This is a genomic window from Actinomadura mexicana (assembly GCF_900188105.1).
Lineage (GTDB): Bacteria > Actinomycetota > Actinomycetes > Streptosporangiales > Streptosporangiaceae > Spirillospora > Spirillospora mexicana.
In genome coordinates this window covers 110,124-123,833 of the sequence record NZ_FZNP01000018.1, presented here as the reverse complement: position 1 = coordinate 123,833, position 13,710 = coordinate 110,124, and the positions used below count along the sequence as shown (strand labels likewise).

Annotated in this window: 12 protein-coding genes; 4 read left to right on the top strand and 8 right to left on the bottom strand. The window is 73.2% G+C overall.

Features of this window, described 5'->3' with window-relative positions:
- The first annotated feature begins 183 nt into the window (after positions 1 to 183).
- A complete protein-coding gene (locus CHC11_RS33905) occupies positions 184 to 777 on the top strand; it encodes a hypothetical protein (protein WP_089315955.1) in 594 nt (197 codons plus the stop codon).
- Here the strand turns inward: CHC11_RS33905 and CHC11_RS33900 are convergent.
- The 6 genes from CHC11_RS33900 to CHC11_RS33875 all read right to left on the bottom strand — a co-directional run bounded on the left by CHC11_RS33900 (position 767) and on the right by CHC11_RS33875 (position 7,154).
- Positions 767 to 2,722 (bottom strand): acetoacetate--CoA ligase, encoded by a 1,956-nt coding sequence (locus CHC11_RS33900; protein WP_089315954.1) that lies wholly within the window; start codon positions 2,720 to 2,722, stop codon positions 767 to 769. The genes CHC11_RS33905 and CHC11_RS33900 overlap by 11 nt on opposite strands.
- 281 nt (positions 2,723 to 3,003) lie before the next feature.
- Positions 3,004 to 3,318 carry a hypothetical protein gene (locus tag CHC11_RS33895; protein WP_089315953.1) on the bottom strand — a complete coding sequence of 105 codons (315 nt, stop codon included), beginning with the start codon at positions 3,316 to 3,318 and terminating at the stop codon, positions 3,004 to 3,006.
- 103 nt (positions 3,319 to 3,421) lie between these two features.
- Complete coding sequence (locus CHC11_RS33890) at positions 3,422 to 4,132, bottom strand: HAD family hydrolase (RefSeq protein ID WP_089315952.1); 711 nt, start codon at positions 4,130 to 4,132, stop codon at positions 3,422 to 3,424.
- 154 nt (positions 4,133 to 4,286) lie between these two features.
- Positions 4,287 to 5,915, bottom strand: a complete 1,629-nt coding sequence (gene pruA / locus CHC11_RS33885) for an L-glutamate gamma-semialdehyde dehydrogenase (protein ID WP_089315951.1) — start codon at positions 5,913 to 5,915, stop codon at positions 4,287 to 4,289.
- A 68-nt stretch (positions 5,916 to 5,983) separates the two neighbouring features.
- The gene (locus CHC11_RS33880; protein WP_089315990.1) at positions 5,984 to 6,493 is read right to left on the bottom strand and encodes a DUF6912 family protein; all 510 of its coding nucleotides are present in this window, start codon (positions 6,491 to 6,493) and stop codon (positions 5,984 to 5,986) included.
- Positions 6,494 to 6,518: 25 nt separating this feature from the next.
- Positions 6,519 to 7,154 (bottom strand): HAD family hydrolase, encoded by a 636-nt coding sequence (locus CHC11_RS33875; protein ID WP_245920118.1) that lies wholly within the window; start codon positions 7,152 to 7,154, stop codon positions 6,519 to 6,521.
- 61 nt (positions 7,155 to 7,215) lie between these two features.
- On the opposite strand from CHC11_RS33875, the gene CHC11_RS33870 reads away from it, so the two are divergent.
- On the top strand, positions 7,216 to 8,412 hold the full coding sequence (locus CHC11_RS33870; protein ID WP_089315989.1) for an acyl-CoA dehydrogenase family protein: 1,197 nt from the start codon (positions 7,216 to 7,218) through the stop codon (positions 8,410 to 8,412).
- A 113-nt stretch (positions 8,413 to 8,525) separates the two neighbouring features.
- Here the strand turns inward: CHC11_RS33870 and murQ are convergent, their stop codons facing one another.
- Positions 8,526 to 9,422, bottom strand: coding sequence for an N-acetylmuramic acid 6-phosphate etherase (gene murQ, locus CHC11_RS33865; RefSeq protein ID WP_089315949.1), 897 nt, complete (start codon positions 9,420 to 9,422; stop codon positions 8,526 to 8,528).
- Positions 9,419 to 10,399 (bottom strand): MurR/RpiR family transcriptional regulator, encoded by a 981-nt coding sequence (locus CHC11_RS33860; RefSeq protein WP_245920116.1) that lies wholly within the window; start codon positions 10,397 to 10,399, stop codon positions 9,419 to 9,421. The genes murQ and CHC11_RS33860 overlap by 4 nt, the downstream gene beginning before the upstream one ends.
- Before the next feature lie 61 nt (positions 10,400 to 10,460).
- Between CHC11_RS33860 and CHC11_RS33855 the strand changes: the two genes are divergently transcribed.
- Both CHC11_RS33855 and CHC11_RS33850 read left to right on the top strand, forming a co-directional pair.
- Positions 10,461 to 11,675 carry an N-acetylglucosamine kinase gene (locus CHC11_RS33855; protein ID WP_245920114.1) on the top strand — a complete coding sequence of 405 codons (1,215 nt, stop codon included), beginning with the start codon at positions 10,461 to 10,463 and terminating at the stop codon, positions 11,673 to 11,675.
- Between the two features lie 333 nt (positions 11,676 to 12,008).
- Complete coding sequence (locus CHC11_RS33850; protein ID WP_089315948.1) at positions 12,009 to 13,652, top strand: glycoside hydrolase family 3 protein; 1,644 nt, start codon at positions 12,009 to 12,011, stop codon at positions 13,650 to 13,652.
- Positions 13,653 to 13,710 lie beyond the last annotated feature (58 nt).

Here is a 13,710-nt window from a genome sequence, read left to right as displayed (position 1 = left end):
GCGATATGGACGATCATCTCCGCGGGCCGACTTTGGGTCGTAGACCACCCTAATGGCGTTACTTCCCCCAGCGCCGGGGGCGCGCCCGCTGTCACTCCGGAAGCCGGATCTCCAGCCGGGCAGTGTCGCCTGCGGAGCGGCGGCGTACAAGCGGAACGCTGCCACACGCGGGAGACTGAGCCCATGGCGACACTCGACGGCCGCCGCGTTCGCACGCGCGCCGAACTCATGGACGAGCACGGGCTCGGCCGCAGCACCCTGGAGAAGTGGTACCGCGAGCGCGCCGCCAACGGCCACCCCGAGCCGGTGGGGACGGTCGGCTCCCAGCTCGCGTGGGACGCCTCCGAGTGGGACCGCTGGTACGCGGCGCGCCGGTCCCGGGACGTCCCGCCCGGTTTCGCCACCCGCGACGAGCTCGCGGAGCGCCACGGCCTCAGCCGCCACCGCCTCAAGCAGCTCTGGGCGGACCGCGCGTCCAACGGCCACCCCGGCGTCGCGCACCGCGCCGGCAAGGCCCTGTACTGGGACGAGGCCGCCTGGACTGCCTGGTACCGCGCCCTGGAGGACCGTCCCGCCGAGGAGGGGACGGACGACCTGGTCACCCTGGCGGAGGCCGCCCGCATCCTCGGCCTGGCGCAGACGAGCGTCACCGTCTACGCCACCCGCCCGCCCGCCGGCTGGCCGGAGCCCGCCCGGGTGGAGCCGCTCGGAGGAGGCCGCGTGCGGCGCCTGTACCGCCGCCGCGACGTCCTCGCCTACGCCGCGGCTAAGGGGTGAAGTGGGTGAGCACCTCGGGGTTGGCCATGGAGTCGCGGTTGGCGGCCTCGTCGACCGGGGTGCCCTGGAGGATCCTGCGGACGGGGACCTCCAGCTTCTTGCCGGACAGCGTGCGCGGGATGCCGGGCACGGCGGTGATCTCGTCCGGGACGTGCCGGGGCGACAGCGCCGACCGGATCCGCTTGCGCAGGTCCGCCGCCAGCTCGCCGGTGAGCGACGCGCCCTCCGCGAGCTGGACGTACAGGAGCAGCCGGCCCTCCTGGCCGAGCCGTCCGGTGTCGATGACGAGGCTGTCGGTGATCTCGTCGAACGCCTCGACGACGCGGTAGAAGTCGGAGGTGCCCATGCGGACGCCGCCGCGGTTGAGGGTGGAGTCGGACCTGCCGTAGATCACGCAGCCGCCGTCCGGCAGAACCTTGATCCAGTCGCCGTGCCGCCACACGCCCGGGTACATGTCGAAGTAGGAGTCGCGGTAGCGCTCGCCGCCCTCGTCGTTCCAGAAGGAGACGGGCATGGACGGCATGGGCTCGGTGATGACCAGCTCCCCCACCTCGTCGATCACCGGCTTGCCGTCCTCGCCGAACGCCTCCACCCTGGCGCCGAGGCCGCGGCACTGGATGACGCCGGCGCGCAGCGGCAGGAGCGGCGACGGGCCGACGAAGCCGGTGCACAGGTCGGTTCCGCCGGAGAACGAGCCGAGGAGCAGGTCGCGGCCGACCGCCTCGTACACCCAGGCGAAGCCCTCGGGCGGGAGCGGCGAGCCGGTGGAGCCGATGCCGCGCAGGCCGGACAGGTCGAGTTCCTCGCCGGGGCGGCGCCCCTCCTTCGCCGAGGCGGAGATGTAGGGCGCGCCGACCCCCATGTAGGTGACGCCGTTCTCGGCGGCGAGCGACCACAGGTCGTCAGGGGCGCCGTCGTACATGACGATGGTGGACCCCACCAGCAGGCCGCCGATGAGGTAGTTCCACATCATCCAGCCGGTGGTGGTGTACCAGAAGAACACGTCCTCGGGGCCGAGGTCCTGGTGGAACGACAGCGCCTTGAGGTGCTCCAGGACCACGCCGCCGTGACCGTGGACGAGCGGCTTCGGCAGCCCGGTCGTCCCGGAGGAGTACACGACCCACAGCGGATGGTCGAACGGGACGTCCTCGAACTCCGGGGCGTCGTGGCCCTGGCGGGGCAGCGCGCCGTAGTGCATGCCGACGCGCAGGCCCTCCGGCGTCGCGGCCGGGTCGAGGTACGGGACGAGCACGGTGGCGGCGAGGGTCGGCAGGGCGGCCTCGATCTCCGCGACGACCCCTCGGCGGTCGAACCGCTTGCCGTTGTAGGCGTAGCCGTCCACGGCGATCAGAACCTTCGGTTCGATCTGCGCGAACCGGTCGATCACCGAGGAGGACCCGAAGTCGGGGGAGCACGACGACCAGACCGCCCCCAGCGACGCCGTGGCCAGGAAGCAGATCAGCGCCTCGGGGATGTTCGGGACGTAGGCGGCGACCCGGTCGCCCCTGCCCACGCCCAGCTCGGCCAGGCCCGCGCGCACCTCCGCGACGTGCAGCGCCAGCTCCCGGTACGACAGCAGCCGGTGCCCGCCCGCCTCCGACCGGAAGACGACCGCCGTCTCGTCGGGCGACTCCTGTGCCCGGCGCAGCGCGTTCGCCGCGTAGTTGACGGTCGCGCCCGGGAACCACTTCAGCCCGTCGACCGGCATGGGTCCGCCCGTCCGGACGGGCCCGTCACCGCGCTCGCCGACCACCTCGAAGTACGACCAGACCGCGTCCCAGAACGCGTCGACCTCCGTGACCGACCACTGCCAGAGTTCGTCGTAGGACTCCTTGAGGACGCCCCGGTCCCCCAGCCAGTGGGCGAACCGGGTCACCCGCGCGTTCGCGACCACCTCCTCCGACGGCTCCCACAGCGCCGAACCCTCGGATACGTCCCGGGCCATCTCTCTCCCTCCCCGCCGCGCCACGCCGCGCGGCCATCCCAATATCGGCCCCGCCCGGCACACCGCGCAACCTGCCCGTCATGCCCGCCACCAAGCCCCGGAACCGGTCCTATCGCAGGTCAAAACGCGCCCTCGGACAACCCCGCGCCCCCACACAGCGGCGGGCCCGGACATCCCCCGCCCCCACACTTCCGGACGAACGGGCAGCTTGGAGAGGGCACACCGGTGGGCGCGGCGGCGTGCCGGGCCGCCGCACCCGAGGACACATCCCACCGGCAAGATCAGCCCCGCCGGGGCCGGCAGTCCTGGCCGTTGGCCCAGAGCGAACCCTCGGCCCAGCCGGTTCGGCAGTGGTAGGTGTTGTCGTTGCGGCGGTCGATGACGGTGAAGTCCGAGAGCCTTCCCCACTGGCCGGGGTTGCATTTCCGGCCGAAGACCTGGGGGTACCGCGACTCCACCTGCTCGCACACGAACATCTCTCCGGCGCGTTCCGCGGAGGCTCGGGCGGGATCGGCCGGGGGTGTGGTGAGGAGGAGCGCGGCAGCGCCGAGCGCCGCGGCGAGGATGGCGGACAGGGCGACGGCACGACACGGCATGATAATCACTCCTTGACGTCAAGCGATTACCCGAAGTTACCGAGCGGGTGCGGGCGGCGCCGCCTTTCCAGGGTGACAACCCTGTCTCATGTTCAGGCCCGTCTCACATGCGGGTCAGGTCGGCGACCGCGTTCACCACCGCGTGCGTGTCGGCGAGCGTCGCCACCACCCTGTCCGCGCCGGCCGCGCGGAGCTCGGCCTCGGTGGCGCTCCCGGTGGCGACGGCGACGATCGGCGAGCCGGCGATGTGCGCGGCCTGGACGTCGCGGGGCGAGTCGGCGACGTAGACGGTCGCGGACTCGGGGTAGCGGGCGCCGTGGCGCTCGCCGGCGCGGGCGCGGGCGACCTCCAGGAGGGCGGCCTTGCTGTAGACGCCGTTCTCGTAGCCGCCGGCCTCCAGGTCGAGGCGGCCGGCGAGGCCCAACTCGGTCACCTTCAGCACCGCGTTCGGCTGGAGCGATCCCGTCAGCACCGACTGGACGACGCCGGGCACGTGGGCGAGCGCCTCGACGGCCTCCCCCGCGCCGGCCAGGACGCGGCCGTGCGCGCGCAGGTCGGCGCGGCGGTTCGCGAACGCCTCGGCCAGCGCGTCGAAGAAGGCGGGGAGGTGGTCGTCGGTGGTGACGACGTCGTTGAACGCGAGGGTCTCGAAGATGATCTCGGATTCGGTGCGGCCGGGGGTGGGCGGCAGGCGCACGAGCGGACGCCCGATGGTCCGCTGGAACGCCTCGGCATAGGCGTCCCGGGTGATCCGTCCGACGTCGACCAGGGTGTGGTCGATGTTCCACAGCACGAGACGGTTCAGCGTCGACATCCCGTTCCCATGACGGCTCCAGGGGGTGTGCTCAGGCGCCGTCCACCGGACGGCGAGGCGAGCCTATCGTCAAGCCTCCCACCCCTTCGACCGGTCGTGAAGGGGTTCCGGGGGTCTCGCGGGTCATCCCCCCGGAATGACCCGGCGAGGGGCCTCAGCCCATGTGCGGGTAGCGGTGGTCGGTCGGCGGGACGAAGGTCTCCTTGATGGAGCGGGCGCTCGTCCAGCGGGTGAGGTTGAAGATCGAACCGGCCTTGTCGTTGGTGCCGGACGCGCGGGCGCCGCCGAACGGCTGCTGGCCGACGATCGATCCGGTCGGCTTGTCGTTGATGTAGAAGTTCCCTGCGGCGAAGCGGAGCCGCTCGGTGGCCTCGGTTATGGCGGCGCGGTCGCCGGCGATGACGGCGCCGGTCAGGCCGTAGTCCGAGACGCCCTCCAGCTGGGTGAGGGCGCTGTCGTAGTCGGCGTCGTCGTAGACGTGGACGCCGAGGATCGGGCCGAAGTACTCGGTGGTGAAGATCTCGTCGGTCGGGTCGGACGACTCCAGGACCGTGGGGCGGACGAAGTAGCCGTGCGCGTCGTCCATCCGGCCGCCGGCGAGGATGCGCATGCCGTCGATCCCGCGGGCGCGCTCGATGGCGCGGCGGTGCTTGGCGAAGGCCCGGTCGTCGATCACCGCGCCCATGAAGGCCGACAGGTCCTCGCTGACGTCGCCCATGGTGAGGGCGTCCACCTCGGCGCAGAACTCCTCGCGGATGGCGGTCCAGACGGAGCGCGGGATGTAGGCGCGGGACGCGGCGGAGCACTTCTGGCCCTGGTACTCGAAGGCGCCGCGGACGAGCGCCGTCTTCAGCACGGCCGGGTCTGCGGACGGGTGCGCCACGACGAAGTCCTTGCCGCCGGTCTCGCCGACGATGCGCGGGTAGCCCCGGTAGCCGGAGATGTTCTCGCCGATCGTCCGCCAGAGGTGCTGGAACGTGGCGGCCGAGCCGGTGAAGTGCAGCCCGGCGAGTTCGGGATGGCGCAGGGCCACCGCGGAGACGGCGCCGCCGTCGCCGGTGACCATGTTGATCACGCCGGGCGGGAGGCCGGCGGCCTCCAGCAGGCGCATCGTGTGGTGGGCGGCCAGCTGCTGCGTCGGGGACGGCTTCCACACCACGACGTTGCCCATCAGCGCGGGCGCGGTCGGCAGGTTCCCGGCGATCGCCGTGAAGTTGAACGGGGTGATGGCGAGGACGAAGCCCTCCAGCGGCCGGTACTCCAGCCTGTTCCACACCCCCGGCGGCGACAGCGGCTGCTGCTCGTGAATCCGCTGCGCGTACCGGACGTTGAAGCGCCAGAAGTCGATCAGCTCGCAGGCGGCGTCGATCTCGGCCTGCTGCACCGACTTGGACTGGCCGAGGATCGTGGCGGCGTTCACCGTGGACCGCCACGGCCCGGCCAGCAGCTCGGCGGCGCGCAGGAAGATCGCGGCGCGGTCGTCGAAGGACATGGCCCGCCAGGCGGGCGCCGCCTCCCGCGCCGCGGCGACGGCCTCGGTCACGTCCGCCTCGGTCGCCTCGCCCATCCGGCCGAGCACGTGCCCGTGGTCGTGCGGCTCCACGACGTCGACGGGCGTGCCCGCGCCCATCCGCCGCTCGTCCCCGATCGCCATGGTCAGCTCGGTCTGCGCGCCGCCCAGCTCCTTGATCCTGGCTTCCAGCGCGGCCCGCTCGGCGCTCCCCGGCGCGTACGTCCTGGCCGGTTCGTTCACCGGAACCGGCACGGTGGTGACGGCGTCCATCTGACGTCTCCCCCTGCGATCCGACGGCACTGTCGACCTGCCGAGGGACCTACCCCGCGTCCGGGCCGCTAGTCGAGGAGGTGGGCGAGTTCCTGGGTGGCGTACCAGAGGAGCTCGTGGCCCTCGGCGCCGTCCACGGTGAATCGGGCGTCCTCGTCTCCTGCGTCGGCGGCCGCGAGGGCCTGCGCGGCGGCGGCGACGTCGGGGACGGCGTCGGGGTCGTCGACGTGGCCGGAGGCGATCCGCTTCCACGGGACGGGGGCCGCGATCTGGACGAGGGCGCGGTCGCCGTTGCCGAGGGCCGCGTCGCCGCGCGTCCAGGAGACCTGGTCGTCGGGGACCTCGGCGGCCAGGACGACCCTGCGGCGCGGGACGGACGGGTCGGCGGCGAGCAGGCGCAGCGAGGTGCGGGCGGCGGCGGACATCGCCGCGTACTCCAGCTCCTCCTGGTCACCGCCCGCGTACCACTCGCGCAGCGCGGGCGTGACGGCGTGGGCGGCGAGCGGCGCGGGAGCGATCTCGCGCGCGGCGTGGACGCCGGCGAGCAGCGTGAGCGTGGACGGCAGGTAGACGCGCATGACGGTCAGCAAGTCTGCCAGACGGTCAGGGCAGCAGGTCCATTCCGCGCAGTTCGGCGATCGTGGCGTCGGGGGCGGTGTGCAGGATGCCGCGGATTCCGAGGGCCTGCGCGGCGCGGACGTTGTGCTCGATGTCGTCGATGAAGACGCACTCGGCGGCGGCCAGGCCGAGCAGGTCCAGGGCGTGCCGGAAGATCCGCTCGTCGGGCTTGCGCATCCCGACCTCGCAGGAGATGACGATCGCGTCGAAGAGCTCGGCGAACAGGTCGTGGGGGTACTCGTTGCCCCAGGAGTTCGACAGCAGGGCGGTGCGGGCTCCCGCGGCGCGGACGGCGCGCAGCGCCTCGTACATCGGCTCGACCGGGGCGAACGCACCGAACATCCGGGCGATGAGCCCGGCGGCCTCCACGGGGGCGCCGTCGACGGTGAGCAGCTCGGCCGCGAGGAGCCGCTCGAACTCGGAGGCGGGCAGGGTGCCGTCCTCCAGGCCGTGGATGGGATTCGTCCCTGCGCCGTCGTATGCCTGCTTCACCCAGGCGCGCATGACGGTCTTGTAGCGCTCGACGTCGATGCGGTCGGCGGTGAGCCAGACCTCGATGGCCTCGGCCAGGGGGGAGGTGAGGACGCCGCCCCAGTCGGTGATCACAGCTTTGACGCTCACGCGCCGATGGTAGGCGATCCCCGGCGAAACAACCGAATCCCGTTCTGCCAGAATGCGGGCCATGGACTTCGAACTCAGCCCGAAGGCACGCGACCACCGGGACCGGCTCCAGGAGTTCATGGAGGCGCGCGTCTACCCGGCCGAGCCCGTCTACGCCGCCTGGCGGGCGGAGAACGACCCGCACGCGCTGCCGCCGGTCGTCGAGGAGCTGAAGGCCGAGGCGCGCGAGCGGGGGCTGTGGAACCTGTTCCTGCCGGACGTCTCCGGGCTGTCCAACCTGGAGTACGCGACGCTCGCCGAGCTGACCGGACGGTCACCCGACCTCGCCCCCGAGGCGGTCAACTGCGCGGCGCCCGACACCGGGAACATGGAAGTCCTGCACATGTTCGGCACGGACGAGCAGAAGGAGCGCTGGCTCCGGCCCCTGCTGGACGGCGAGATCCGCAGCGCGTTCGCGATGACCGAGCCCGAGGTCGCCTCCTCCGACGCGACCAACATCACCACCTCGATCGTCCGGGACGGCGACGAGTACGTGATCAACGGCCGCAAGTGGTTCATCACCGGCGCCGCCGACGAGCGCTGCAAGATCTTCATCGTGATGGGCAAGACCGACCCGGACGGGCCCGCGCACCGGCAGCAGTCGCAGGTGCTCGTGCCGCGCGACGCCCCGGGCGTGACGGTCGTCCGGCACCTGCCCGTGTTCGGCTACCAGGACCAGCACGGCCACTCGGAGATCCTCTTCGAGGACGTCCGGGTACCGGTGTCGAACCTGGTGGCGGCCGAGGGCGACGGGTTCATGATCGCGCAGGCGCGGCTCGGGCCCGGCCGCATCCACCACTGCATGCGGGCGCTCGGCATGGCCGAGCGGGCGCTGGAGCTGATGTGCCGGCGCGCCCTGTCCCGCGAGGCCTTCGGCGGGCCGCTGGCCCGGCAGGGCGTGGTCCGGGAGCAGATCGCCGAGTCGCGGATGGCCATCGAGCAGGCCCGGCTGCTGACCCTCAAGACCGCCTGGCTGATCGACCGGCACGGCGCGAAGGGCGCGCGGACGGAGATCGCCGCGATCAAGGTGGTCGTGCCGCGCATCGCCCACCAGGTGCTGGACCGCGCGATCCAGGTGCACGGCGCCGCCGGCGTCTCCGATGACACCCCGCTCGCGGCGATGTACTCCTGGGTCCGCGCGATGCGCATCTTCGACGGCCCCGACGAGGTCCACGTCCGCACCGTTGCCCGCCAGGAACTCCGCCGCCACGAGAACTGACCCGGTCGCCGCAGCGCCCGCCCGGAACGGGCACTGCAAGCGACACCAGCCACCGCTGTCCGACGATGGAGCGCCCTCCGGGCCCGAAGGAGGAGGGCACTGCCAGAACACCGCTAGGCGGATCTCAGCCGCTGGAGGGCCTCGCGGACGCCGCCGTCCGTTTCCTCCAGCACCATCGTGGCGCGTGCCGCGGGGACCTCGCCGAGGAGCGAGACCAGGGCGACGCGGGTGTTGCCGCCCGCCTCGGACAGCGCGTTCTCGCAGGTGCGGGCGTCCATCCCGGTCGCCTCGGTGAGGATGCGCACCAGCCGGGCGCGCAGCTTGGAGTTCAGCGCGTTCACGCTGACCATCAGGTTGGAGTAGGTGCGCCCCATCCTGATCATCAGGGTGGTGGAGAAGGAGTTGAGCACCAGTTTGGTCGCGGTGCCCGCCTTCATCCGGGTGGAACCGCTGATCACCTCGGGCCCGGTGGCGAGCCCGATGTGCACCTCCACCTCGTCCCCGTACGGCGTGTGCGGGTTGCAGCTGATCAGGGCCGTGCGCGCCCCGACCGCGGCGGCGGCGCGCAGCGCCCCCACCACGTACGGGGTGCGGCCGCTCGCCGCGATGCCGACCGCGACGTCGCCCTGCCGGACGTCCACGGCGTCCCGGCGGCCGAGCTCGACGTCGTCCTCCACGCCGGAGACGGCCTGCGACAGCGCGCCGGGCCCGCCGGCGTGGTGGGCCACGACCCGGCCCCAGATGCCGAACGTCGGGGGAAGCTCGGCGGCGTCGAGCACCGCGAGCCGGCCGGACGTGCCGGCGCCGAAGTAGTGCACGCGGCCGCCCGCGCGCAGGGACTCCACCGCGAGGTCGACCAGCCGGGCGACCTCGGGCAGCACGGAGCCGACGACCGACGGCACGGTCGCGTCCTCAGAGTTGATCAGGCGTAGCACCTCCATGGTCGGCAGCGTGTCGACATCGAGAGTCCGGGGGTTCCGTCCCTCCGTGGGGAGCTCGCAATCGATCACCGACGCCTCCGGTCGGGTCGCACGGTCCGTCCGCGGACCGCCTGGTACGTGGCTTCGAGGGCCTTGCGGGTAGACCCGTAGGTGCGCTGCGCAACTCCGACGAAGAGGCAGTCCACCACTGTGAGCTGCGCCAGCCGGCTGGCGGTGGCGCCCGAGCGGAACGTGGTCTCCCGGGCGGCGGTCGTGAGGATCAGGTCCGCGACCTCCGCTATGGGGGACTTCGGGAAGTTGGTGAGCGCGACGGTCCTGGCGCCCCGGGTCTTGGCGACCTCCAGCGCGTCGATGGTCTCCACGGTCGCCCCGGTGTGCGAGATGCCGATCGCCACGTCACCGGGGCTCAGGACGGCGGCGCTGGTCAGCATGATGTGGGCGTCCGCCCAGGCGGAGCAGACCCGACCGATGCGGTGCAGCTTCTGCTGGAAGTCGGCCGCGACGAACGCGCTCGCGCCGACGCCGTAGACGTCGACCCGGTCGGCGGCGACGACCGCGTCCACGACCTGCTCCAGCATCTTGATGTCGAGCTGGGACGCGGTCTCCTCGACGGCCCGCGCGTCGGCGAAGGTGACCTTCTCCACGATCTGTTCGAGCGAGTCGTCGGGACTGATGTCGCTGCCGATGACCCGGCCGCCGCTGGCGCTCTGGGCCCGTCCCGCCTCGGTGGCGAGGGTCAGCCGCAGCTCTGGATAACCATGGAACCCGATCGCCCGGCAGAACCTGATGACCGTGGTCTCGGAGGTGCCGCAGTTCTGGGCGAGCTCGGTGATGGTCGAGTTGGCGACCCCTTCGGGGTCGTCGATGACGCGTTGAGCGACTCTTCGCTCCGCGGGGGGCAGCGAGGGCAGCAGCGAACGGACCCGCACCACCGTGCTCAGCGGCGTGGCGTCCCTGTCCTTGCCGGCCGCGTCGTCCCTAGGCGCAGCGGGCTCCCCCGTGTTCCCCCGCTCGGGGCCCCGGTCGGGGCCGATGGGTTTCCTCATGGAGGAAATTTTCTTACGCGCTGGATGTCACGTCAACGTTAGGAAAGGCTACGGTCGCCATGTGTTGACCCATTTGGCCGGTCCTTACGTGGTCGGTATCGACGCGGGTGGCACGAAGACCCGCTGCGTCGTGCTGACGCTCGGGGGAGCCCTGGCCGGTTCCGGCACCGGCCCAGGGGCCAACCCCAACTCAGGAGGCGACACCGCCGGGGCGCTGACCACCGCCCTGCGGGAGGCACTCGGTGACCTAGACCGTACCCACATTCTCACCGGCGTGTTCGGCATCGCCGGCGCCGGCTCGGCCGGCCGGCCCGCCGCGGTCGCGGCGGCCCGGCGGGCCTGGCAGGCCGTCGGGCTGCGCGGCTCGCCCGCGGTGGTGACCGACATCGCGGTGGCGTTCGCCGCGGGGACCAGCGAGCCCAAGGGCATCGTGGTGTTCTCCGGCACGGGCGCCGGCGCGGCGGTCATCAACGACGGCGCGATCGTGCAGCGCGCGGACGGCTACGGCTGGCTCGTCGGGGACGAGGGTTCGGCGGTATGGCTCGGGAAGGAGGCCGTCCGGGCCGCGCTCGCCGCCTACGACGGCCGCGGCTCCCCGACGCTGCTCACCGATTCGGTCCCCCGGGCGCTGCTCGGCCCCACCGTGGTCGCGCAGATCGACTCGGAACGGCGAAGACCCCGCCACCCGAGGGCGCTGGCCATGGCCGGCGCCCACTCGCCACCGGGCCCTCCTGCGCTGCCGCAGCCCGCCGCGCTGTCCGCCGGCGGAGGCTCCTCCGGCGGGCGCGCCACCGGAACCGCCGTCCTCGCTCACGGATCCGCCTACCCGCCGTCCGCCCGCCACCCCGCTCCCGGCGACGGGCCGCCGGGCCCGCACGGGCCGCCGTGCCATCCCGAGTCTCCCGGCACCCCGCCCAATCCCCGCCTCGCCCAGGCGATCATCAAGGAGGTGTACGGCCGCCCGCCCGCGGCCCTGGGCCGCCTCGGCCCGGTGGTCGCCGCCGCCGCGGCCGCCGGCGATCCCGTGGCCAGGCGCATCACCGACGAGGCCGCCCAGTGGCTGCTGGCCGACGTCGACGCGGTGCGCCCGGCCCTGTCCGATCCCTGCGCACCGGTCGTCATGCACGGCTCGGTGCTCCGTGAAGGCCCCGTCGCCGAGGCCGTCCGCTCCGGGCTGCGCGCCCGCTTCGCCGAAGCGCCGCGCAGCGCCGGCGACGGGGCCGTCGGCGCGGCCGGGATGGCGCTGCGCCGCCTCGGCCACCCCCTGCCGGGCTGACACCGCCCGCCGTACGGCGAAGGGCCCGCCCGGCCCCGGCCCGGCCGACCCGGCCCGGCCACCGGTCCATCGCGATGGACCCCACATGATCCGCCACCGCTCGCGGTCCGGGGTCCATCGTGATCACCGTGTGACCCCCGGGACCGCAGAGCCGCCTGAGCCGAACCGCCCGTCCGGGTCGTCCGACCGGTCCGGGTCGTCCGGGGCGCCGGAGTCGTCCGGGGCGCCGGAGTCGTCCGGGGCGCCGGAGTCGACAGCGGCGCGGGGAGCGGCTACGGTCGCGGGCGTCCGATGCGACCGAGTAACCGAGACCACGTCGGGGGGCCTGGTCAGGTGCGTGCTTCACGTTCACTCGCGCTCGCGGCGGCGGTGACCGCGCTGGTCGCGGGGGCCGCGGGCTGCGGCGGGGGCGAGAGCGGCAGGGGCGGGCGGGCGCCGTCCGCAGGGTCCGCCGCGCCCGGTGCGCCGCGCACGCCCGCGCCGGACGCCTGGATCCCCGGCCGGGTCGCGAAGATGAGCGTGGCCGAGAAGGTCGGGCAGCTGTTCGTCCCGACGTTCTCCAGCCGCGCCGACGCGCTCACGAAGATCAGGAAGTACCGCGTGGGCGGACTGATCTACTTCCCCGGCAACATCGGCACCCCGGCGCGGACGGCCGCGCAGTCCAACGCGCTGCAGAAGGCCTCGAAGATCCCGCTGCTGCTCGGCGTGGACGAGGAGCAGGGCATCGTGTCGCGGACCCCGTTCGTCACGACGTTCCCCGGCAACATGGCGCTCGGCGCGACCCGCAGCCCGGCCGACGCCCGCGCCGCCGCCCGGGTCACCGGCGCCGAGCTGCGAGCGGTCGGCATCAACCTCGACTACGCGCCGGACGCCGACGTGAACGTGAACCCGGGCAACCCGGTGATCGGGCTGCGCTCCTTCGGGTCCGACCCGGCCCTGGCGTCCACGCTGGTGCGGGGCGCGATCGGCGGCTTCCAGGCGGCCGGAGTCGCGGCGGCGGCCAAGCACTTCCCCGGCCACGGCGACACCGCGACCGACAGCCACACCGGCTTGCCGGTGATCCGGCACTCGCCGCGGACGTGGGAACGGCTGGACGCGCCCCCGTTCGAGGCGGCGATCGGGGCGGACGTCGACATGATCATGACCGCGCACATCGTCGTGCCGAAGCTCGACAGGTCCGGCGATCCGTCCACGCTCTCCACGACGGTCCTGACGGGGCTGCTGCGCGGCAAGCTGGGCTACCAGGGCGTCATCACCACCGACTCGCTGGAGATGGCGGGGGTCCGCGAGAAGTACGGCGACGCCGTCGTCCCGGTTCGGGCGATCAACGCGGGCGCCGACCAGCTGCTGATGCCGCCGGACCTTCCGCGCGCCTACGACGCCGTGGTGAAGGCCGTCCGGACCGGGAAGATCACGCAGAGCCGGCTGGACGAGTCGGTGACGCGGATCCTCAGGCTCAAGCAGCGCCGCGGCCTGTTCCAGGGGGCCTCCGCCGATCCCGCCGAGGCCGCGGCGGCCATCGGCACGCCCGCGAACAAGGCCGTCGCCCGGGGCGTCGCCGAGCACGCGGTCACCCTCGTCCGCAACGACGGGGGCCTGCTGCCGCTCAAGGGCAGGAAGGTCGCCGTGTCCGGTCCGGACAGCGGCCGGCTCCAGGCGGCACTGCGCCGCCAGGGCGTCGCGGTGACGGCCCCCGGCTCGGCTGACGTCATGGTGCTGACCACTGTGAACGCGGGCGCCGCGACCGCGTCCCGGATCCGGGCGCTCGGTTCCAAGCCCGTGGTCGTCGCCGCGCTCGGCCGCCCCTACGACCTCGACTCGGCCAGCGGCGCGAAGGCCGCGATCGCCACCTACTCCTCCAGCCGGGTTTCGGTGGAGGCCCTGGCCAGGGTGCTGGGCGGAGCGGTGAAACCCACGGGCAGGCTGCCGGTGCCGGCGGGCGGGAAGCCCGCCGGGCACGGGATGGGCTACCGGTAGGCACCGCCGGCCCTCCCCGAGGAAGCGATGGACGAGAGGGCCGCTCTGCTGGGAAGAT